Consider the following 24,324-nt stretch of genomic DNA (forward strand, 5'->3'; position numbering starts at 1 on the left):
TAGCACGAATTAATTTAAAATAATCTGGTTACTCTACCTTAGTGATGTAGACAAACAGAATAAAGAAATCTTTTTAATCTGTAAAATCTGCGGGAAACAAAAAAACACAAGAAAAATAAAAATTCGAGAAAATTAGTGTAATTCGTGGCAAACAACTAAAAAACATAAATTCAAAATAAACCAAAATGAATCTGAAAATTAAATATTTATATGCCTTAAGTATAAGCTTTTTGTTGACAGCACAAAGCGGATTTTCGCAAGCAACAAAAGGAGCTCTGCCTCAAATCAAAGTTTCTAAAAATCAGCATTATTTTGTTACCGAAAATGGAAAACCATTTTTTTGGTTAGGCGATACAGGTTGGTTAACATTCGGAAAATTAGACAGAGCAGGCGTTGATAAATATTTTAAAGACAGAAAAGAAAAAGGATTCAATGTTGTTCAGGTAATGGTTTTACATAATATAAATGCCGTTAACGTTTATGGCGATGCAGCTTTAATCAATGAAGACGTTTCAAAACCATTAACAACAGCTGGAAACAACTTCAACAACAAGGAAGAATATGATTACTGGGACCACGTAGATTACACTTTAGACGTGGCTCAAAAAAACGGAATTTATGTAGCAATGGTTCCGGTTTGGGGAACAAACGTTTCAAAAGGAAATAAAGTAAGTAAAGAACAAGCAATAGTATACGCTAAATTCTTAGCTGACAGATATAAAAACAGAACCAACGTCATTTGGTTAAACGGTGGAGATACTCACGGAAATGAATTTCAGGATATCTGGAACGCCATCGGAAATACTTTAAAAACAAATAATCCAAATCAATTGGTGACTTTTCATCCGTTTGGGAGAACCGATTCTTCAGAAAACTTCCACAACGAAAAATGGCTGGATTTTAACATGTTTCAATCAGGACACAGAAGATACGATCAGGATTCATCAAAAACGAATTTCAAAGAAGACAATTACAAATTTGTGCTAAGAGATTTCGAATTAAAACCAACAAAACCAACACTTGACGGAGAACCATCTTACGAAGGAATTCCACACGGCTTACACGACACTTTACAACCAAAATGGACGTCAAATGATGTTCGCCGTTACGGATATTGGTCGGTGCTTTCAGGCGCGGCAGGTTACACTTACGGACACAACGCTGTAATGCAAATGTTCAGAAAAGGTGATAACCCAGCCTACGGAAACAAAGAATTGTGGACATCAGCAATCGATGCTCCCGGAGCAAAACAGATGATTTACATTAAGAAATTAATGGAAGAAGTGCCATTTTTAGAAGGAGTTCCAGATATTTCCTTAATTGCAAATCAAGGAGAAAAATACGATTATATTCCAGCAATAGAAGGAAAAAATTATGCCTTACTATATACTTACAACGGAAGAAAAATCGAAGTAAATATGGGTAAAATCGAAGGTGATAAAGTTACAGCAGCTTGGTACAACCCAAGAAACGGGCAAAAAACAAAAATTGGAATTGTAGATAATAAAGGAACCAAAGAATTTCAGCCATCAGGAAATAAAGAAGATGGAAATGATTGGGTTTTGATTTTAGAATCAAAGTAATCACATAGTTTAGTCATTGCGAGGAACGAAGCAACCTCACTAACATAAACCACAAAATTTGATCTTGTAAATGTGGTTGCTTCGTTCCTCGCAATGACAAAATGAGAATAAAAACTCTCGCAGATTTTGCAGATCAAGCAGATAAAAAATCATTTTAATCTGTGAAATCAGTGGCAAAAAAATAAATCTGCACAATCTGCCAAATCTGCGAGAGAACAAAAAAATATAACTTATGAAAAACATACTAATAATTCTCTGCCTCATAACAGGATTAAACACCGCTCTAGCAAACGACGGCTGGTTAAACATCCTAAACGAAGGAGGAAACAACAAAGGAATAAAATGCACCGAAGCCATTCAGAATGCAATAGAAAAAGCATCTAAAAACAGTGGCGGAACAATTTTTTTTCCTGCCGGAGAATATTTAACAGGAGCTTTAAAATTGAAAAGCAACATCACCATTCATTTAGATTCTGGTGCACTTTTAAAATTTTCAGACAATTTTGATGATTATCTCCCATATGTAGAAATGCGTTATGAAGGATTAGTAATGAAATCATTCTTGCCATTATTTTACGCCAAAGATGCTGAAAATATCACCATTACTGGAAGAGGCGTAATCGACGGACAAGGAAAAGCATGGTGGAATGAAGTCTACAGAATCGAAACCGCAAAAGAAGCGATTCCGTTAACGAAATACCAAAAAATGTGGGACGAACAAAATCAAGGAATTGTATATTCTGATTATTACAAAAGAACAATCGACAAAAAGTTTTTCAGGCCTTCTTTCTTTCAGGCTTATGGCTGTAAAAATATTTTAATCGAAGGCGTAACGTTTCAAAACTCGCCTTTCTGGACAATCAATCCGGAGTTCTGCGATAATGTAACCGTAACCGGAATCACAATTTTTAATCCGCATTCACCAAATACAGACGGAATTAATCCTTCGTCTTGCAAAAATGTTCATATTTCAAATTGTCACATCAGTGTTGGAGACGACTGTATTACCATCAAATCAGGAAGAGACGAAGACGGACGTAAATATGGAGTTCCAACAGAAAATGTTACGATTACCAATTGTACCATGTTAAGCGGTCACGGCGGTGTTGTTATTGGAAGTGAAATGTCGGGCGGAATCAAAAAAATTACGATTTCAAATTGTGTTTTCGATGGAACAGACCGCGGAATTCGTATTAAAGCAGCACGCGGAAGAGGCGGTGTTGTAGAAGATATTCGCGTAGATAATATCGTAATGAAAAACATTAAAGAAGAAGCAATTGTATTGAGCCTTTTTTATGATAAAGACACCAAAGCGGAACCTGTAACCGAGAAAACACCGATTTTTAGAAACATTCACATGAGTAATATTACGGCTTCGAATGTAAACAAAGCGGGTCAGATTTTAGGAATTACCGAAATGCCAATTCAAAACATCACGTTCTCTAACATCAATATGGATGGAAAAGAAGGTTTTACAGTAAGCACGGCGACAGATGTTGAATTTCATGATGTAAAAGTAAATGCGACAATTGGTTCTTCTTTCAAAATTTCAGATTCAAAAAATATCATTTTAGATAATGTTGGATCTTCAACACCAATAAAAGGCGTTCCGGTTATTAAATTAGACAATGTTTCAAATACAATGATCAACAATAATTTTCCATTTAATGCAACCGATATTTTTATCGAAGCAAATGGAAAAGAAACAAAGAATGTTTTCCTGAAAAACAATGTTTTTAACAACGTAATAACAGCTGTTAAAAAAGGAAAAGATTTAGATAAAAAAGCAATTACGGAATAACGCAACGCAATCCTGCAAGGTCTTTTTCTGACCTTGTAGGTTTAATTTGTGCGTATAGAATACCTACAAGGTTTTGGAAACCTTGCAGGAAAGAAAAACAAGACATGAAAAAAATATTCATCATCATAACGCTTTTCATTTTCGCGATGAGTTATTCGCAGAAAAAGAAAGATTTATATCTTTTTACGTCATTTAGAGAACCAGCAACAGAAGGTTTATATCTGGCGTATAGCGAAGACGGTTACAACTGGAAAGGCTTAGAAGGATCATTCTTAAAACCAGAAATTGGAGCCAGTAAAATCATGCGTGACCCGTCAATCACAAAAGGAGGAGACGGAACGTATCACATGGTTTGGACAACCGACTGGAAAGGCGGAAACGGTTTTGGATATGCAAGTTCAAAAGATTTAATTCATTGGTCAAAACAAGAATATATTCCGGTAATGAAAAACGAACCGGAAGTCGTAAACGTTTGGGCACCTGAGATTTTTTATGATGATGTCAAAAAAGAATACATCATTATTTGGGCATCGACAATCCCGTTTAGATTTGAAAAAGGAGTTGAAGAAGAAAAAAACAACCACCGAATGTATTACGTAACGACTATAGATTTTAAAACATTTTCAAATACAAAATTATATTACGATCCAGGTTTCAGCGTAATTGACTGTGTGATTGTAAAGAAAAGCAAGAAAGATTATGTCTTGGTTTTGAAAGACAATACGAGACCCATGCGAAACATAAAAGTAGCTTTCGGAAAATCGCCTTTAGGTCCGTTTGAAAAGAGTTCAGAGCCATTAACAGAATATTTATCTGAAGGACCAACAGTAGTAAAAGTCGGTAAAAACTGGCTGTTGTATTATGATAATTACGGCTCAAAAAATTATAAAGCTTTAAGCACTTCAGATTTTGTTCATTTTGAAGATGTTTCATCAAAAATAAGCCTTCCCGAAGGACACAAACACGGAACGATCACAACAATCTCTGAAGAAGTTTTAAAAGGATTAATTGATAAAAAATAAAAGATAAGGCCACAGATTTCAAAGATTTAAATAATTTTTATAGTATTTAATAATCAAAAAAATAAATCTGCGTAATCTGCCAAATCTGCGAGACTAAATTTTTCTCCCGCAGATTTTGCAGATCAAGCAGAAAAAAATCTTTTTAATCTGTGCAATCTGTGGCAAAAAAAAATACGAATGATTACTTTTCAAAACATAAAAACCAACATTATTACAGCCACAATTCTTTTGACTTGTACGGCTGTAAATGCACAAAACGACACCGTACGTTATGTTGGTAAAACACTCTCAAACATCGATTATCATCACGGACAATTAAGTCCGGCGGTTGGAGTTCACACAACACAAATTATGCGTGCAAGCCGCGAACATCCCGAAAAAGCAGATGGTTTTGGATGGACATACAATCACCAGCCTACAATGGCGTATTGGAACGATACTTTTTATCTGCAATATTTGAGCGATCCTGCGGGAGAACATATTCCGCCGAGCCAGACTTTAATTATGACTTCAAAAGACGGCGTAAGCTGGAAAATGCCAAAAGTAATTTTTCCAATTTATCATATTCCTGACGGATGGAAAAAAGAAGGCGTAGAGGGTGTTGCCAAAAATCTTGATGCGATTATGCACCAGAGAATGGGTTTTTATACCTCAAAAGACAAACGACTTTATGCTTTAGCGTATTACGGAATCGCAATGGATGAAAAAGATGATCCAAACGACGGAAAAGGAATTGGACGTGTGATTCGTGAAATCAAAAAAGACGGAAGTTTTGGTGAAATTTATTTCATCAGATACAATAAATCTTGGGATAAATCGAAATCGGCATTTCCCTTTTATGCACAAGCAAAAGACAAAGGTTTAAAAAAAGCCTGCGAAGAAATTCTATCTGATCCTTTGATTTTACAGCAATGGGTTGAAGAAGCAGATCGTGATGATGAATTGATTCCGTTAAAAAAGCCTTATAAAGCTTTAAGTTCCTATCATTTACCAAACGGGAATGTGGTGGGTTTATGGAAACACGCTTTAACTTCGATCAGCAAAGACGGTGGAAAAACATGGGAATACACACCCGTTCGTGCTCCCGGTTTTGTAAACAGCAATGCCAAAATCTGGGGACAAAAAACATCAGATAATCGTTATGCAACTGTTTATAATCCATCAGAATACCGTTGGCCTTTGGCAATTTCTACAAGTGATGACGGATTGAATTACAAAGATTTATTATTGGTACATGGCGAAATCAGTCCAATGCGTTATGGCGGCAACTACAAATCAGCAGGCCCTCAATACGTTCGCGGTATTTCAGAAGGTGACGGAATTCCGCCTGACGGAAAACTTTGGGTAAGTTACAGCGTAAACAAAGAAGATATTTGGGTAGCGTCGATTCCCGTTCCTGTTACTTCGGTTGTTACAGAACATGCCAATGACATTTTTAACAATCTTCCAGACGGACAAGAATTAAAATTATGGAATACCTATGATTTAGCTTGGGCTTCCACTAAAATTGAAAAGAAGTCAGATGGTAAAAAATGGCTTACTTTAAGAGATCAGGACAATTTTGATTATGCTCGTGCAGAACGTGTTATTCCGTTTGCAGAAAAAATGGAAGTGACTTTTACCGTAAAACCAGAACAAAACAATCATGGTTTATTGCAGGTTGAATTTCAAAACAAACAAGGACTACCAGCTGTAAGATTAACTTTTGATTCGGATGGGCAATTGAAAACAAAAACGGGAGCTCGTTTTAATACCATTGCAAAATACGAAGCTGGAAAAGAATACAAAGTCAATGTAAAGCTAAACGTTAAAACCCGTTCGTACACGATAAAAGTAAATGATGGAAAAGAATCAACGAGAATTTTCTATGCTCCAGTAGATGGTTTTGAGCGAATTATGTTCCGCACAGGCGAACAAAGGTATTCACCTAATCCGGATACAGCACCAGACACAGACGATTACGACGATCTGCCTCAAACCGGAAAATTAATCCCAGAAGCAGTATTCAATATCGAATCGTTGATTACTAAAAAAATGTAAAGAAAAAATAGCCACGACCCGAGCGATAGCGAACGGGCGAAGCAATTCACGAATTATTTTTATAATCGATACGTAGTTTTTGTCATAAATTAATCGAATTAATGCTTTCGGTAAAAATTAGAGAAATAAAACGCAAAGAATAATTAGAGAAAATTCGTGAATTCGTGGCGAAAAAAAAATAGAACGCGGATTAAACAGATTCGCTATCGAAGACGCAGATTTGCGCGGATTTTATATTTTTAAACAGAAAAAAATCCGTTTTATCCGCGTCTTTACGAAGTAAATCTGCGTCATCCGCGTGCTAATCTTAACAATAATAAATGAAGTATTTTAAAATTATAGTATTCCTTTTAGTCACGTTCATTTCGAATGGACAAATTTTGCCTGTAAATCTAACAACAGAAATGGCGGAAAATCCATTAGCAGTGGTTCAGAATCAGCCGAGATTAAGCTGGCAGTTGGTTTCAAAAGAATCGAATGCATCGCAAATCGCTTACATTATTTTGGTTGCTTCTTCTGAAGAAAAACTAAAAAATGACGAAGGTGATATCTGGAACAGCGGAAGAATAAATTCGAATAAAAATCTGCAGATAGCTTATGGCGGAAGTCCGTTAAAAAATGAAACCAAATATTTCTGGAAAGTAAAAGTTTGGAATCAAACAGGCAAAATTTCTAAATGGAGTAGAACGGCCACTTTCAGAACCGCTTCATTAGAATCAGATTTAAATCCGGTTTGGATTGGCGCCATTACCAAAGCTGACAGTCATCTGCCGGAAGGCCGAAATTACCACACAGCCACTTTCAACAGAGAAAAAAAGAACTCGTTTATCAATGCTTCAGATTCGTTGTCACGCAGAAGTATCATGTTTCGTAAACCTTTCGAAGTAAAAAAAGAAATCAAAGAAGCTGTTATTTACATTTCAGGTTTAGGACATTACGAATTAACGATTAACAGCAAGAAAGTTGGAAACAGCGAATTTGCACCCTTGTGGACAGATTATGATAAAACAGTTAATTACAATGTTTATGAATTAAATGCCAAAGAATTAGAAAAAGGCGAAAACGTAATTGGTGTTCTTTTAGGAAACGGAATGTACAATACATTGGCTGAACGATATACCAAATTCTTCGTGAGTTTTGGTCCGCCGACTTTGTTCTTCAAAATGAAAATAAAGTACAAAGACGGTTCAGAAGAAATTATAAAATCAGATGAAACCTGGAAATACAGCAAAAGTCCAATTACGTACAATAGCATTTTTGGAGGAGAAGATTATAATGCTAATTTAGAGCAAAAGGGCTGGAATCGTAAAGGTTTTAAAGATTCGGATTGGAAAAAAGTTGTGATTCAGGAAGCGCCAAAAGGAGTTCTTAGACCGCAGACAGCAACACCAGTTACGATTCAGAAACAATACGAAGTTAAAACCGTAAAAGAGCTGAAACCAAATTTCTATGTTTTTGATATGGGACAGAATCTTTCAGGATTTCCAACCATCAAAGTAAAAGGAAAAAAAAGGCAGACAATTCGTGTTTGGGTTGCCGAAGGTTTAAATGAAGAAGGCACGATCGCGCAGGGAAGATCAGGAAAACCATACTATTACGATTATACTTTAAAAGGCGATGGAGTGGAAGAATGGACGCCAAAATTCAGTTTCTACGGTTATCAATATGTTCAAATTGAAAACATTAATTACAAAGAAGATAAGAATAAAGAGCTTCCAACTTTGGTTGATTTAAAATCGAATTTCATTTATAATTCGGCAGGAGAAGCAGGAAGTTTCGCTTGTTCGAATGAAATTTTCAATAAAACACACGAACTGATTAATAATTCGATAAAAAGTAATTTTCAAAGTGTTTTTACCGATTGTCCGCAGCGTGAAAAGTTAGGATGGTTGGAAGAAATTCAGCTGAATGGTCCGGGTTTAATGTTCAATTATAATTTGGAAAATTACATCCCGGCATTAATGCAGAACATTTCAGATTCACAGCGTGATAATGGTCTGATCCCGACAATTGTTCCCGAATATGTGGTTTTCGGAGGTGATTTTACCGATTCTCCAGAATGGGGCGTAACAGGCGTGATTCTGCCTTGGATGTATTATGAATATTACGGAGACGCTTCGTTATTAGAAAAATATTTTCCTGTAATGAAAAACTATGTGGATTATCTGGGAACAAAAGCCGAAAATCATATCGTTTCGCACGGATTAGGCGATTGGTACGATTATGGAACACATGCTGCAGGATATTCTAAAAATAGTCCGATTGCGCTTTCTGCGACTTCGCATTACTATTATGGAGCTTATTTAGTCGCAAAAGCAGCTAAATTATTAGGTAAAACAGAAGATATTGAAAAGTACGAAACATTGGCTTCTGAGATTAAAATGGCTTTCAACGAGAAGTTTTTTAATGCTGAGACTAAACAATACGGAAAAAATAGTCAGTTTAGTAATGCTGTACCGATTTTTATGAATATCGTAGAACCTCAGTACAAAGAGGCTGTAATGCAGAATTTATTAGCTGATATTGCAGCAAAAGGCGATCGTTTAACAACGGGAGATGTTGGAAACCGTTATTTGTTTCAAGCTTTGGCAAGAAATGGCGAAAACGAAACCATGTACAGAATGCACAATCATTATGATGCGCCGGGTTATGGTTTTCAGATTAAATTTGGCCTGACCACTTTAACCGAACAATGGGATCCAAGAAAAGGAAATTCATGGAATCACTTTATGTTAGGACAAATCGAAGAATGGTTTTACCAAAGCTTGGCCGGAATTATGTCCGATCCTGAAAAACCTGGATTCAAACATTTCTTCATTCAGCCGGAAGTGGTTGGCGATATGACTTTCGCGAAAGCGGATTATCAATCGGTTTACGGAAAAATTGCTTCTTCTTGGGAAAAGAAAGACGGCAAATTTATTCTGACGGTTCAAATTCCGGTTAATACAACAGCGACAATAAAATTGCCTGTTTCTAAAAATTCAGAAATAAGAATCGATAAAAAAGTGATAAAGACAGATTTTAATGAGAAAACACAAAAACCTGTTTTAGAATTAGGATCTGGAATTTATATAATAGAATGCCAATTGTAATTTTGAGTTATGAGTTTTGAATTGTAATTAAACTCGAAAAAAACAGAAAAAATTAATTGCCTCCAGCTTTAGCTGGAGGTTCAAAATAAGATAAGTTAAAGGGCTTTAGCCAAACGACTAAGTTAGGCTAAAGCCAATGGAGAAATCAAAAATATTTTCCTCCAGCTAAAGCAGGAGGCAATTAAAAAAGAATAAAAAAAATCCGTGTAAATCAGCGTTTTCGCGATAGCGAATCCGTGTCATCCGCGGTCCAATATACAACAATATCAAAATGAAAAATTTAAAATACATCTTTATAGTTTCCATTTTTGCTTTGACATTTGCGAATGCACAAAGCACTTCTGATACTAATTTTAGAAAACCGGTTTCAGAAACTCTAAAGAAAATAGAAACCGTTTTTAACGTAACGATCAACGATGACAGAGGTTTATTAAAAGGAAAAGAACTCGATTATGCCGATTGGAGAATTGAACCTGGAAATTTACCGCTTTCGCTGACTAATATTCTAGCGCCGTTTGAATTGATGTATTTTAAACAACCCGATGGAACCTACATTATTCGTAAATATGAAAACCATAAAGTTTCGTTAGATAAAGGAAAAGAACGCTTATTTTACTTAGAAAGCCTTTATTCGATCAAAGAAGAATGGGAAAAACGCAAAACGGAGTTAAAAGCTTGTATGATAACCTCATTTGGATTAGAAAAGGCTCCCCCAATGCCAAAATCTAAACCACTTTTAACTCCAAAAAGAATTTATAAAGATTACAGCGTAGAAAATATTGCTTTAGAAATTCTGCCAGGCGTTTATGCGACAGGATCGATTTACAAACCGTATCCGTTAAATAAAAAAGCAGCAGTCATTTTAACTCCTGACGGACATTTTGGTGACGGAAGATATAGAAAAGACGAACAATATCGTTGTGCTATGATGGCCAAAATGGGAGCAATTGTAGTGGGTTATGATTTATTTGCTTGGGGAGAATCGTTGCTTCAATTTCCGGAAGAAACGCATAGAAACAGTATTGCATCGACGGTTCAGGTTTTAACGGGAATTCGTTTTCTGGATTATTTAGCAACGGTAAAAAATGCCGATATGTCAAGAGTTGGTGTTACAGGCGGTTCTGGCGGAGGATCTCATACCATGTTTTTAGGAGCGATTGATGATAGAGTAAAAGTTTCTGCTCCGGTTGTGATGGTTTCTTCTCATTTTTCAGGCGGTTGCCCATGTGAAAGCGGACGCGGTATTCACTTATGTGGAAACGGAACAAACAATGCCGAAATCTCTGCAATGATGGCGCCAAAACCGCAATTGATTGTTTCGGATGGAAAAGACTGGACATTGGCGGTTCCGGAATTGGAATTTCCTTTTATCCAGAGAACGTATGAATTGTACGGAAAGAAGGATTTAGTAGAAAATGCTCATTTTGCCAAAGAAGGACATGATTTTGGAGTTTCAAAACGTATGGCTTTGTATCCGTTTATGGCGAAATATTTAGGTTTAGATTTGAATAAAGTGAAAAACGACAAAGGCGAAATCGACGAATCGACTTGTGTGATTGAACCAAAAGAAAAGCTGCTTGTCTTTGGAGATAAAGGTGAAAAACTGCCGAAAAATGCTTTAAAAGACATCAACAAATTATATGAAATGTTCGGAGAAAAAAATCTGAAAGTTTACGAGGTTAAGAAATAGCCACGAATTCACGATTTTTTTTTGCCACAGATTAAAAGGATTAAAAGGATTTTTTTATCTCTTTAATCTGCAAAATCTGCGAGAGTAAATTTTTCACGCAGATTTAGCAGATCTAGCAGATTTTTAATCAGTGGAAATCCTTTAATCAGTGGCAAATAAATTAGAGAAATAAAACACAAAGAATAATTAGAGCAAATTCGTGTAATTCGCGGCGAAAAAAAAATATACTATGAAGTTAAAAATTAAAATAACGGCAATCTGTTTTGGAATTTTTTCCTTAACAGCAACAGCTCAAAACGACCTAAAATTATGGTACGATAAACCAGCTGCAATCTGGAACGAAGCATTGCCTTTAGGTAACGGACGTTTTGGGGCCATGGTTTTTGGTGATCCGGCAGTAGAACGTTTGCAGTTGAACGAAGAAACGATTTGGGCAGGTTCTCCAAACAGTAATGCGCATAATAAGTCTATTAAAGCACTTCCAATTGTTCGTCAATTAATTTTTGACGGTAAGTTTGATGAAGCGCAGGATTTAGCGACTCAGGATATCATGTCGCAGACAAATGACGGAATGCCGTACCAGACTTTCGGAAGTGTTTATATTTCGTTTGCTGGACATCAAAAATATACCGATTATTACCGTGATTTAGATATCAGCAACGCTACGGCGAAAGTAAAATACAAAGTAAACGGTGTTGAATTTACACGAGAAATTCTAACCGCATTTTCAGATCAGGTAATTGTAATAAAACTTTCTGCAAGTCAGCCGGGACAGATTACTTGTAATGTTTTTATGAACAGTCCAATTGATAAAACAGTCGCTTCGACAGAAGGAAACCAGATCATACTTTCGGGAGTTGGGACTAACTTTGAAGGCGTAAAAGGAAAAGTAAAGTTTCAGGGAAGACTTACTGCTAAGAATAAAGGCGGTGAAATTGATGTCAGTAACGGAGTTTTAAGCATTAATAAAGCTGATGAAGTGACTTTATATATTTCGATCGCTACGAACTTCAAAAACTATAAGGATATATCAGGGGATGAAATTGCAAAAAGCAAAGATTATTTGGCTAAAGCCGAAGTAAAAGATTTTGAAACGATTAAGAAAGCTCACGTTGATTATTATCAAAAATTCTTCAACAGAGTATCTTTAGATTTAGGTTCAAATGACTTAGTGAAGCAGCCAACAAACGAAAGAATCAAAGATTTCTCAAAACAATTTGATCCGCAATTGGCGGCTTTATATTTCCAGTTCGGACGTTATCTTTTAATCTCAAGTTCACAGCCAGGCGGACAGCCAGCCAATTTACAAGGAATCTGGAACGATATGGTAACACCGCCTTGGGACAGCAAATACACGACAAATATCAATGCCGAAATGAATTATTGGCCGGCACAGGTAACCAATTTACAGGAAATGCACGAACCTTTTGTGCAAATGGCAAAAGAATTAAGCGTTACTGGAGCAGAAACGGCTAAAACGATGTACAATGCCAATGGTTGGGTTTTGCACCACAATACCGATATCTGGCGTGTTACTGCTCCGGTAGATGCAGCTGCTTCGGGAATGTGGCCGACTGGCGGTGCTTGGGTTTGTCAGGATTTATGGGAAAGATATTTATATACGGGAGATAAAAAATATTTGGCTGAAATTTATCCGATCATGAAAGGCGCAGCAGATTTCTTCCTTGATTTTATGGTGATAGATCCTAACACAAAATATTTAGTAGTTGTTCCGTCAAGTTCTCCTGAAAACACACATGCAGGCGGAACTGGAAAAGCAACAATTGCATCGGGAACGACAATGGATAATCAGCTGGTTTTTGATTTGTTTACGCATGTTATGGAAGCTTCGGCTTTAGTTTCTCCAGATGCAGCTTATACGAAAAAAGTGAGTGATGCTTTGGCAAAAATGCCTCCAATGAAAGTGGGTAAACACAATCAGTTGCAGGAATGGCAGGACGATTGGGATAATCCGAAAGACAATCACAGACACGTTTCGCATTTGTACGGATTGTATCCGAGTAATCAGATTTCGCCAATTAAAACGCCTGAATTATTTGAAGCCGCGAAACAATCGTTAATTTACAGAACAGATGAATCGACAGGCTGGTCAATGGGATGGAAAGTGAATTTATGGGCGAGATTATTAGACGGAAATCACGCTTATAAATTAATTCAGGATCAATTGCATTTGGTTACAGCTGACCAGAGAAAAGGAGGCGGAACGTATCCGAATATGTTAGATGCGCATCAGCCATTTCAAATTGATGGTAACTTTGGATGCACAGCCGGTTTTGCCGAAATGCTGATGCAGAGTCAGGAAGATGCGATTCATTTATTGCCGGCATTACCAAATGTTTGGAAAGACGGAAGTATAAAAGGTTTGGTTGCCAGAGGCGGTTTTGTAATTGATATGACTTGGAAAAATAATAAAGTTTCGGAGTTGAAAATTTATTCGAAAATTGGAGGAAATTGTAGATTGAAAGTTGAAAATACGTTGAAAGGTTCTTCGCTTAAAAAAGCAAAAGGGAAAAATTCAAATCCGTTGTTTTATGATGTGGAAGTGAAGAAACCGATTATTTCTAAAGAAACAAAATTGCCTAAAGTCCAATTGCCAAATTATAATACTTATGATGTGAATATGAAAGCAGGGCAGACTTATACTTTTACTGGGAATTAAAAATATTTTAAAACCATATAAGTGATATAAGGAAATATAAAGTTTAGGACGTTCCTGCAAGGTTTCTAAAACCTTGTAGGTATAAATGATAAACTCGGCGATTAAAAATAAGACACCTACAAGGTTTTTGAAACCTTGCAGGAGTGGGAAAGCGTAAAGGTCTCTTGCGTGAGTGATGGAAGTGGAGCTCTCCCGATTTTTCATCGGGAAGCGGGAACGGACAGCACGACCCGAAGGGACACGCCCAAAGAATTAGTTTTAAAAATAATAATTAGAATATGTTACAACATTTCAAACATAAAATAATAACACTTTCAATCGTAATTGCTTGTATAAACAGCGGTTGTAAATCGGGAGTGTCACATTCTCAAAGTGGAAAAGCAGTGATTTTAAAAGAAAAAAACTTCAAACATTATGTGGATTATTTCAACACGATGGAAGATGAGAATTTGAAATTTGCGATTCCGAATGACAGTGCTTGGACTTGGATGGAAAAGAATATTCCGTTGTTTGAATGTCCGCAGCAGAATTTTGAGGAAATCTATTATTTCAGATGGTGGAGCGTTAGAAAACACATTAAAAATACACCGCAGGGATTTGCAATTACAGAGTTTTTGGTTGATCGTTCGTATGCCGATAAATACAATATGATCAGCTGTGCTTTGGGGCATCATATTAACGAATTCAGATGGGTTCATGATCCGCAGTATATTGAGCAGGATGTTCATTTATGGTTTAGAGGGAATGATGGTAAACCAATGAAAAAATTGCGAACTTTTAGCAGTTGGACGGCTGATGCTTTGTATAATAGATATTTAGTAAATAAAGACGAAAAGTTTTTATTGGATATGTATCCTGATTTATTTGCAGAATATATTGCTTGGGAAGAAGACAGACAACGAAAAGATGGTTTGTTTTGGCAATTTGATGTAAAAGACGGAATGGAAGAATCGCTTAGCGGAGCTAGAAAACTTAGAAATGCCCGCCCAACAATTAACAGTTATATGTTTGGAAATGCAGTAGCGTTGTCTAAAATAGCGGCTATGAAAGGCGATAAAGCAGGAGAAATAGTGTTCAAAGCTAGAGCTGCTGTTTTACAGCAATTAGTGGAAACCAAATTATGGAATCCAAAAAGCGAGTTTTTTGAAACTCTCACAGAAAAAGATACATTGGCTCAGGTTCGAGAAGCCATCGGATTTATTCCGTGGTATTTTAATCTTCCTGAAAAAGGAAAAGGTTTTGAAAAAGCCTGGGAGCAAATTAAGGACGAAAAAGGATTTTCGGCTCCGTTTGGTTTGACAACGGCAGAAAGAAGAAGTCCACGTTTTAGAACACACGGAACCGGAACCTGCGAATGGGACGGTGCGATCTGGCCATTTGCAAGTTCGCAGACGTTAACAGCTTTAGCCAATGTTTTGAATAATTACAATCAGAATTTTGTTGCCAAGACGGATTATTTCAAGCAAATGGATTTGTATGTGCAATCGCAATATTACCGCGGAAAACCCTATTTAGGAGAATATTTAGACGAAACAACGGGTTATTGGTTAATGGGCGACAGAGAACGCAGCCGTTATTATAATCATTCGACTTTCAACGATTTGGTAATTACCGGTTTGGTTGGTTTACGTCCGAGAGTTGATGAAAAAATAGAAGTAAATCCGTTGATTCCTCAAGAAAAATGGGATTGGTTTTGTCTGGATAATGTTTTGTATCATGGCAATATTATCACGATTCTTTGGGATAAAACAGGAGAAAAATATAAAAAAGGAAAAGGTTTCAGGATCTTTAAAAACGGGAAGGAAATTGCGACTTCTGAGAAATTGGAGCGTGTGATTTCTGAGTAAAATTTTTAGCCCACGGGTTTGACGGATTAAACAGGTTTGCGCTAATGTTTTAATCTAGTTGAGACAAAAAAAATCTGTGTGCACCAGTTTAAATCAGTAAAATCAGTGGCCAAAAATCACCAGCATATTACATTACGCTTAAAATAATATCATGAAAAAGTTTTTTTTACATCTTACCTTAATCATTTCACTTTGCACATTTTCGGCGAAAGCCCAAAACAAAATCATTGTGAGTGATTTAAAATGCGAAATGCTGGCAAATCCAGAAGGAATTGACGTTTTACAGCCAAGATTGAGCTGGAAAATAAAAGCAAGTGTAAACGATGTAAAACAAACTCATTATCAAATTTTAGCCTCTTCATCTTTAGAGAAACTAAATGCTGGAAATGCAGATTTATGGGATAGCGGGAAAGTACAAAGCGACGAATCTATTAATGTAATTTACAACGGAAAAAAACTAAAAGACCGACAAGACGTTTATTGGAAAGTAACGGTTTTCACCAATAAAGGCGAAGTAAAATCGACAGAAACGGCACATTTCAGCATTGGAATTTTAACGTATGCCGATTGGAAATCGACACGATGGATTGGGTATGAAAAAGCTTCTCCGGGAGATAGTATTTCGCAGTATTCGAGATTATCAGCGAGATATTTAAGAAAAGAAATTGACTTAAAAAAGAAAGTCAAAAGTGCTAAAGTTTATATCATGGGAATGGGTTTGTACGAGCTATACATTAACGGAAATAAAATTGGCGATCAGGTTTTAGCTCCGGTTCCTACGGATTATACGAAGAATGTAAAATACAATGTTTTTGATGTGACTTCGCAATTGAAAGAAGGAAAAAATGCATTGGGAACTATTTTAGGAAACGGACGTTTTTTTACGATGCGTCAAGATTATAAACCGTATAAAATCAAAACATTTGGCTATCCGAAAATGGCTCTGCAGTTGTTTGTAGAATATACAGATGGAAGCAAAGACGTAATAAGGACAGATGATACTTGGAAAATTACTACAGATGGTCCGATATTATCAAACAACGAATACGACGGTGAGGAATACGATGCCCGTAAAGGAATGAAAGGCTGGAATACTATTAATTTTGATGATAAAAAATGGCTTTTAGCAGAATATGTGCAAGAACCGGGCGGATTCTATGAAGGGCAGATGTCGGCAAATATGAAGGTAAAACGTGAAGTAAAACCGATTTCGATTAAACAGACATCAAAAGGAACTTATATCTTAGATATGGGACAAAATATGGTGGGTTGGCTGCAATTGAAAGTGAAAGGAAATGCGGGCGATAAAATCACGATGAAATTTGCGGAATCTTTACAGCCTGACGGTTCATTATATATTGCCAATCTGCGCGATGCCAAAACAACTGATATTTATACTTTAAATGGTGAAGGCGAAGAAGTTTGGGAACCTCGTTTTATTTTTCACGGATTCCGATTTGTAGAAATTTCGGGTTTCAAAACCAAACCTACTTTAGATAATTTCGTTGGAAAAGTCGTTTACGATGATATTACAACAACGGGAACTTTTGATTCTTCAAACGCTATAATGAATCAGATTTTTAAAAATGCTTGGTGGGGAATCAGCGGAAATTATAAAGGAATGCCAATCGATTGTCCACAGAGAAATGAGCGTCAGCCTTGGTTGGGAGACAGAACAACGGGAGCTTATGGAGAAAGTTTCTTATTCGATAATCAGACTTTGTATGCGAAATGGTTAGATGATATTAAAAATGCCCAAACCATCGATGGCGGAATTCCAGATGTCGCGCCTGCTTTCTGGCGTTATTATGGGGATAATGTAACTTGGCCGGGAACGTATATTACAGTTGCTGATATGCTGTATCAGCAATTTGGCGATAAAAAAGTGGTAGAAAAACAATATCCGTCTATGAAAAAATGGATGGATTATATGGAAGAAAACTATTTGGTTGATGATATTATGACCAAAGATAAATACGGTGATTGGTGTGTTCCACCAGAATCGTTGGAATTAATCCGTTCAAAAGATCCTTCTCGTTTAACAGATGGCGAACTAATTTCGAGTGCTTTTTATTATCAGCTTCTAAATATCATGAAAAAGTTTGCTGTAATCGCCAATGCTCAGAATGATATTAAACATTATGATGAATTGGCTATAAGAATTAAAAAAGCATTTAACGCTAAATATTTTAACTCAGCCAAAAATAATTATGCCAATAATACAGTAACAGCCAATTTACTGCCTTTGACATTCGGAATGGTTCCAGAAGAATTACAGCAAAAAGTCTTTGAAAATCTAGTGCATGAAGTAGAAGTGACAAAAAACGGTCACGTAAGTACAGGCGTTATTGGAACACAGTTTTTAATGAGAACCTTAACCAATTTTGGTCGTGGAGATTTGGCTTTTAAATTGGCATCAAACAAAACGTATCCAAGTTGGGGTTATATGGTTGAAAACGGAGCGACAACAATTTGGGAACTTTGGAACGGAAACACTGCTGATCCTGCTATGAATTCTCAAAATCACGTAATGCTTTTAGGTGATTTATTGATTTGGTATTACGAAAATATGGCGGGAATCAAGAGCAATCCTCAAACTCCCGGTTTTAAGCAAATTATCATGAAACCAGATTTTAATACGGGATTGACTTATGTAAATGCTTCTTACGAATCGATTTATGGAACAATTAAAAGCGATTGGAAAAAAGACAAAAAAGCTTTGGTTTGGAATATTACCATTCCGGCAAATACTTCTGCTGTTGTTTATCTTCCAACAAATGAGATTTCGGCTGTTTCAATTGATAAACAAAAATTAGATAAAACTTCGCATTCTTATAAAACAGAAAAAAGTAATCTAGTTATTACACTTTCATCAGGTTCTTATATTTTAAACGTTAAATAGTCAGCATTTTCAATAATTCGGGACAGTACAGGATACATCTTTAATTTTTTAGTGTCATTTTTACATTTATTAAATAATTTTGTGCGAAAAATTATTAGTAATGTATTTATAATCAAAAATTTTAATTCATAATAAAATTAAAAATGCGAATAATAAAATTGACATTTGTCTTGTTTGGACTTTTCCTTTTAGGAAGTTGTAAGTCGGCTTTAGAAAAAAAGACCTGGAAAGAGGGGATTTTGGTAGATGAATTTATTTATGATAAAGCGCCTTATCCGTCTTGCCACGCCGTTACAATTGTCGAAGCAACAAATGGCGATTTAGTTTCATCTTGGTTTGGAGGAACTGCAGAAAGAAATCCTGATGTCTGCATTTATGTAGCAATCAAACCTAAAGGAAGCGATAAATGGGGCGAAGGCGTAAAAGTAGCCGATGGCGTGATGAAAGAGGGACCGAGATTACCTACATGGAATCCGGTTTTATATCAAATTCCGGGCGGTGATTTAATATTATTCTACAAAATTGGGCCAAAACCATCTGAATGGTGGGGCGTAATCAGAACTTCATCTGATGGCGGAAAAACTTGGTCAGAGGCGCAAAAAATGCCAGACGGTTTCTTAGGGCCAATCAAAAACAAACCTGTTTTATTAAGCAACGGAACATTATTATGTCCGTCAAGTATTGAAGGCGATGGCTGGAGACTTCGTATGGAATCTACTCCGGATTTCGGAAAAACCTGGGTAATGGGTGATACACTCCCAAGAGGAAAACAAAAAATCAATGCGATTCAGCCAAGTATTTTATTCCATAAAGACGGAAGTATTCAAGCCATTGGAAGAACTCGAAACAGAGCTATTTTCAGTACATTCTCAAAAGATAACGGAAAAACATGGTCAGATGTTGAGTTAATCGGACTTCCAAATAACAACTCAGGAACAGATGCTGTAACACTTAAAGATGTCAGACATTTATTAGTTTACAATCATGTTCTTCCTCCGGGAAAAGAAGCAAAAGGGCCAAGAACACCTTTGAATGTTTCGGTTTCTAAAGACGGTATAAATTGGAACGCGGCTTTAGTTTTAGAAGATTCAAAAATCAGTCAATATTCTTATCCATCCATAATTCAAAGTTCTGACGGAATGGTTCATATTGTTTACACTTGGAGAAGAGAAAAACTGAAATATGTAAAAATTGATCCAAGTAAACTGGTGGCACTTCCAATTAAAAACGGAATCTGGCCGGGCGACGAAAACAAAGTGGTTACAGCAGTAAAAGCGGAAGAAGAGTAAAGAAAAGTTCGCCACGAATTTCACTAATTTCCACAAATTTTTTTAAATATTAATTCGTGAAAATTGGTGCAATTCGAGGCAAAAAATATAAAGCCACAGATTAAAAGGATTAAAATGATTTTTTATTCTAGTTAATCTCTAAAATCTGCGAGAGTAATTTTTTTCACGCTCCCGATAGCTATCGGGATAGCAGATCGAGCAGATTTTTTTTTTAATCTATTTAATCTTTATAATCTGTGGCAAAAAAAATATAAGCATGAAATCTAAAAGAAATTTATTAATTGCAATGCTTGTTGTTATTTCGACAACATTCAACAGTTGTGCAACGGCTCAGTCTTCCAAAAGGCAAAAATACAAAGTGGCAGTTTGCGACTGGATGATTTTAAAAAGACAAAAATTAGGTGCTTTTGGTTTAGCTGCTGAATTAAAAGCGGACGGAATCGAACTGGATATGGGAGGTTTAGGAACTAGACCAACTTTTGACAGCAAATTAGGCGATCCTGTAGAAAGACAAAAGTTTTTAGATAAATCGAAAGAAACAGACGTTGGAATCAGTTCTATTGCCATGTCAGGATTTTATGCACAGTCTTTTGCTACAAGAGAAATTACCCCAATGATTACGGATTGTATTCAGGCTATGAAAAACATGAAAGTAAAGGTGGCTTATCTTCCATTAGGAACACAAACGGATTTGGTTAAAAATCCTGAATTACGTCCAGAAGTGATTAAAAGACTGCAATGGGCAGGAAAAGAAGTGGGGAAAATTGGCGGGGTTATCGCAATCGAAACTTCTTTAAGCGCGACTGAAGAGAAAAAGCTTTTAGAGGAAGTCGGTTCAAAATACATTAAAAGTTCTTTCAATTTTGCCAATGCTTTAGATAATAAAAGAGATATTTCATCGGAATTGAAAATATTAGGAAAGAAATATTTAGCACAAATTCATGCTTCGAATACGGATCAATTTTGGTTAGAAAATGACAAAGCGATCGACATGCCAAAAATCAAACAAACTTTGGACGAAATGAAATGGATCGGATGGCTAATTGTAGAGCGTTCACGTGACGTAACACAAGTGCATAATGTAAAAGCTAATTACGGAGCCAACGTAGCTTATTTGAAGAAAATTTTTCAGAATTAATTTTATTATAGCCACAGATTAAAAGGATTAAAATGATTTTTTAATCTGTGGAAATCTTTTTAATCTGTGGCAAAAAAATCAAAAAATAATCTGCTTAGATCTGCCTGATCTGCGTGCAAAAAATTTCACGCAGATTTTATAGATATAAGCAGATTTAGCAGATTATTTTTAAAAAGAATACCCAAAACAGCATACCATGAAATATTTACAATTACTTTTTTTATGTCTTTACGTCTCTTTCGCTACAGCACAGAACATCACTGTTGTTAGTGATGTGAATTCGCCGAGAGCAAAATTTGGAGCAACCAAATTATCTGAAACGCTTAAAGCAAAAGGATTCAGCGTAACTTCTTCTGATAAATTCAAAAAATCAAAAGATAAAATAATTGTAATTGGAGAAAAAGGAACTGATTTCTGGAAACAAAATGCTAAAAGCGCTAAAATTGATGATAGCAAATTAACGAAGAAAGAAGGTTTTCAAATCCGTACTCAAAAAAATATCATTTATATTGAAGGAACAGATGCTTCAGGAGCTTTGTATGGTGCTTTGGAATTAACAGATAAAATTAAAAGTTCAGGTCAGCTTCCTTCAGAAATCAATATTGATGACAGTCCAGAAATGGTTTTGAGAGGCGCTTGTATCGGAATGCAGAAACCAGTTTATCTTCCGGGTCGTGATGTTTACGAATATCCGTATACTCCAGAAACTTTTCCGTGGTTTTACGATAAAGCTTTATGGGTAAAGTATTTAGATATGCTTGTAGAAAACCGCATGAACTCGCTTTATTTATGGAACGGACATCCTTTTGCTTCTTTAGTAAAATTAAAAGAATATCCTTTTGCGGTTGAGGTAAGCGACGAAGATTTCAAAAAGAACGAAGAAATCTATAAATTCTTAACGGTTGAAGCCAATAAACGCGGAATTTGGGTAATTCAGATGTTTTATAATATTATAGTTTCTAAGCCTTTTGCAGAGCATTATAACATTAAAACGCAGGATCGTTCAAGACCAATTACGCCTTTGTTGTCAGATTATACAAGAAAATCTATTGCTGCTTTTATCGAAAAATATCCAAACGTTGGATTATTGGTTTGTTTAGGAGAAGCTATAAATACAGTTGATGACGATGTAGAATGGTTTACCAAAACGATTATTCCGGGTGTTCAAGACGGATTAAAAGCGTTGGGAAGAACAGATGAACCGCCAATTATCCTTCGTTCGCACGATACTGATGGGCCTTTGGTAATGGAAAAATCACTTCCGTTATACAAAAACTTATATACAGAAAGTAAATATACAGGAGAATCATTAACGACTTACACGCCGGGCGGACCTTGGGGAGAAACGCACAAACAGTTGAGTTCTCTTAAATCAATTCATATTGAAAATGTTCATATTCTGGCCAATTTAGAACCTTTTAGATACGGTTCGCCAGATTTTATTCAGAAAACGGTAAAAGCGATGCACAGCGTTCACGGAGCAAATGCATTGCATTTATATCCGCAGGCATCGTATTGGGATTGGCCATATTCTGCTGATAAAACAAAGTCAGGAGAACGTTTATTAGAAATGGATCGCGACTGGATTTGGTACAAAGCCTGGGCAAGATATGCCTGGGACAGTAAAAGAGATCGAAACGAAGAAGTTAAATTTTGGGATAATGATTTAGCGGCGAAATTCGGAACGAGTCAGGAAGCGGCCAACAATATTTTAAAAGCTTACGAAGAAACAGGAGAAATTGCGCCAAAAACCTTAAGACGTTTCGGAATTACCGAAGGAAACCGTCAAACCTTATTATTGGGAATGTTCGAAAGCCAATTGGTAAATCCGTCGAAATGGCGTGTTTATCCGGGATTCCATGAATCTTGCGGGCCAGCGGGCGAATTGCTTTTAGAATATGCTAAAAAAGAATGGAACAAAGAACCGCATTCGGGCGAACTTCCAACGCAGATTATTGCTGAAATTACTGAACACGGAAGATTAGCGGTTGAAGCAATCGACAAAGCCGAAGCCAGTGTAACGAAAGATAAAGAGGAATTCGAACGTCTTAAAAATGATATACATGCTTATAAGGCTTTCGCCGATTTTTTCTCAGAAAAAGTAAAAGCAGCTTTATTGGTTTTGAGATACAGTTATTCGAACGATATTACAGATTTGGATAAAGCCATGCCTCATTTGGAGAAAAGTATCGAATACTACGAATTATTGGTAAAACTGACAAAAGACACCTATTACTATGCCAACAGTATGCAGACGGCTCAACGCCGAATCCCGATTGGAGGAGACGACGGAAACAACAAAACCTGGGCGGAATTATTACCGCATTATGAACGTGAATTGGCTAATTTCAAAAGAAATCTGGAGAAATTAAAATCTTCAAAAGATGGTAAAATCGAAACCAAAGAAGGTAAACCTTGGAAAACAGCCGAAGTAACTTTTATCGATGAAAAACCAGGAACATATTTAGTAAAAACGGGAACAAAAGTTTACGGAACAGATATTTCTGAGTTAACTAAAATTGCTCCTGAACTTCAAAACTTAAGAGGATATTCATTCGTAGAAAACGATCAGAACGAAAAAGGAACACATTTGAAGTTTAGAAACACAAAAGCGGTTAAATTAGTGGTGGGGTATTTTAATTCAGATCAAAAGAGATTTTTGTTACCGCCAAGTTTAGAAACAGATGCAGCAGGAAATGCGCACGGTCAGGCCGAAGTTATTCTGGCAAGTGCTATGAATTTAAAAGAATTGCCACGTGTAAATATTCATACCTATACTTTCCAGCCGGGCGAGAATAAATTAGATTTAGGAAAAGGAAAAGTATTAATTTTAGGCTTTATTGACGCAGATCAAACTATAACACCGCGCGATGTTGGGTATATCGATGCAGGAGAAAAAGCGGCAATAGACTGGTTGTTTTATTAATAATTTGGGCGTGTCCCTCCGGGTCGGGCTGTACGTTCCCGCTTTTTTTAGGGCAAGAAAAATGCCCTAAAAATCCCTCACGCGAATCAACGTTGAGTTAAACCTGACGGGTTTTCAAAACCCGTCAGGTTTGCTAATTATCCGCGTTCCTGCAAGGTTTTCAAAACCTTGTAGGTATTCTAATATGAACGTTAAAAAGTAAACCTACAAGGTTTTGAAAACCTTGCAGGACATAGAAAATATGAACAGATTAGTTTTTTTTATTTTTTGTTTTTTTTCAAGTCTTTGCTTTGTTTGGAGTCAGAGCAAAGATT

The 24,324-nt window shown here is 36.2% G+C and carries 12 protein-coding genes; all 12 read left to right on the top strand.

Annotated features, from left to right (window positions below):
• Positions 1-185: 185 nt before the first annotated feature.
• The 12 genes from ACODSB_RS05985 to ACODSB_RS06040 all read left to right on the top strand — a co-directional run bounded on the left by ACODSB_RS05985 (position 186) and on the right by ACODSB_RS06040 (position 24,010).
• A complete protein-coding gene (locus ACODSB_RS05985) occupies positions 186-1,583 on the top strand; it encodes a glycoside hydrolase family 140 protein (RefSeq protein ID WP_488936363.1) in 1,398 nt (465 codons plus the stop codon).
• Between the two features lie 232 nt (positions 1,584-1,815).
• Entirely contained in the window at positions 1,816-3,384 is a 1,569-nt protein-coding gene (locus ACODSB_RS05990) for a glycoside hydrolase family 28 protein (RefSeq protein ID WP_488936364.1), read from the top strand.
• Positions 3,385-3,488: 104 nt separating this feature from the next.
• On the top strand, positions 3,489-4,406 hold the full coding sequence (locus tag ACODSB_RS05995; protein ID WP_488936365.1) for a glycoside hydrolase family 43 protein: 918 nt from the start codon (positions 3,489-3,491) through the stop codon (positions 4,404-4,406).
• Positions 4,407-4,583: 177 nt separating this feature from the next.
• Positions 4,584-6,446: a six-hairpin glycosidase gene (locus tag ACODSB_RS06000; protein WP_488936366.1), complete on the top strand. Its 1,863-nt coding sequence runs from the start codon at positions 4,584-4,586 to the stop codon at positions 6,444-6,446.
• 320 nt (positions 6,447-6,766) lie between these two features.
• Complete coding sequence (locus ACODSB_RS06005; RefSeq protein ID WP_488936367.1) at positions 6,767-9,538, top strand: glycoside hydrolase family 78 protein; 2,772 nt, start codon at positions 6,767-6,769, stop codon at positions 9,536-9,538.
• 271 nt (positions 9,539-9,809) lie between these two features.
• Positions 9,810-11,228, top strand: a complete 1,419-nt coding sequence (locus ACODSB_RS06010) for an acetylxylan esterase (RefSeq protein WP_488936368.1) — start codon at positions 9,810-9,812, stop codon at positions 11,226-11,228.
• 229 nt (positions 11,229-11,457) lie between these two features.
• Complete coding sequence (locus tag ACODSB_RS06015) at positions 11,458-13,908, top strand: glycoside hydrolase family 95 protein (RefSeq protein WP_488936369.1); 2,451 nt, start codon at positions 11,458-11,460, stop codon at positions 13,906-13,908.
• A gap of 278 nt (positions 13,909-14,186) precedes the next feature.
• A complete protein-coding gene (locus ACODSB_RS06020) occupies positions 14,187-15,755 on the top strand; it encodes an MGH1-like glycoside hydrolase domain-containing protein (RefSeq protein WP_488936370.1) in 1,569 nt (522 codons plus the stop codon).
• Positions 15,756-15,906: 151 nt separating this feature from the next.
• On the top strand, positions 15,907-18,657 hold the full coding sequence (locus ACODSB_RS06025; RefSeq protein ID WP_488936371.1) for a glycoside hydrolase family 78 protein: 2,751 nt from the start codon (positions 15,907-15,909) through the stop codon (positions 18,655-18,657).
• Positions 18,658-18,800: 143 nt separating this feature from the next.
• Entirely contained in the window at positions 18,801-19,946 is a 1,146-nt protein-coding gene (locus ACODSB_RS06030) for a sialidase family protein (RefSeq protein ID WP_488936372.1), read from the top strand.
• A gap of 256 nt (positions 19,947-20,202) precedes the next feature.
• Positions 20,203-21,084, top strand: a complete 882-nt coding sequence (locus ACODSB_RS06035) for a sugar phosphate isomerase/epimerase family protein (protein ID WP_488936373.1) — start codon at positions 20,203-20,205, stop codon at positions 21,082-21,084.
• A gap of 196 nt (positions 21,085-21,280) precedes the next feature.
• Complete coding sequence (locus tag ACODSB_RS06040; RefSeq protein ID WP_488936374.1) at positions 21,281-24,010, top strand: alpha-d-galacturonidase; 2,730 nt, start codon at positions 21,281-21,283, stop codon at positions 24,008-24,010.
• Positions 24,011-24,324 lie beyond the last annotated feature (314 nt).

This window comes from Flavobacterium sp. FG68 (genome assembly GCF_057808895.1).

What these genes read in the sequence shown, in the direction of transcription:
- ACODSB_RS05985 (WP_488936363.1), top strand. Translation starts at nt 186, where the DNA reads ATGAATCTGAAAATTAAATATTTATATGCCTTAAGTATAAGCTTTTTG.
- ACODSB_RS05990 (WP_488936364.1), top strand. Translation starts at nt 1,816, where the DNA reads ATGAAAAACATACTAATAATTCTCTGCCTCATAACAGGATTAAACACC.
- ACODSB_RS05995 (WP_488936365.1), top strand. Translation starts at nt 3,489, where the DNA reads ATGAAAAAAATATTCATCATCATAACGCTTTTCATTTTCGCGATGAGT.
- ACODSB_RS06000 (WP_488936366.1), top strand. Translation starts at nt 4,584, where the DNA reads ATGATTACTTTTCAAAACATAAAAACCAACATTATTACAGCCACAATT.
- ACODSB_RS06005 (WP_488936367.1), top strand. Translation starts at nt 6,767, where the DNA reads ATGAAGTATTTTAAAATTATAGTATTCCTTTTAGTCACGTTCATTTCG.
- ACODSB_RS06010 (WP_488936368.1), top strand. Translation starts at nt 9,810, where the DNA reads ATGAAAAATTTAAAATACATCTTTATAGTTTCCATTTTTGCTTTGACA.
- ACODSB_RS06015 (WP_488936369.1), top strand. Translation starts at nt 11,458, where the DNA reads ATGAAGTTAAAAATTAAAATAACGGCAATCTGTTTTGGAATTTTTTCC.
- ACODSB_RS06020 (WP_488936370.1), top strand. Translation starts at nt 14,187, where the DNA reads ATGTTACAACATTTCAAACATAAAATAATAACACTTTCAATCGTAATT.
- ACODSB_RS06025 (WP_488936371.1), top strand. Translation starts at nt 15,907, where the DNA reads ATGAAAAAGTTTTTTTTACATCTTACCTTAATCATTTCACTTTGCACA.
- ACODSB_RS06030 (WP_488936372.1), top strand. Translation starts at nt 18,801, where the DNA reads ATGCGAATAATAAAATTGACATTTGTCTTGTTTGGACTTTTCCTTTTA.
- ACODSB_RS06035 (WP_488936373.1), top strand. Translation starts at nt 20,203, where the DNA reads ATGAAATCTAAAAGAAATTTATTAATTGCAATGCTTGTTGTTATTTCG.
- ACODSB_RS06040 (WP_488936374.1), top strand. Translation starts at nt 21,281, where the DNA reads ATGAAATATTTACAATTACTTTTTTTATGTCTTTACGTCTCTTTCGCT.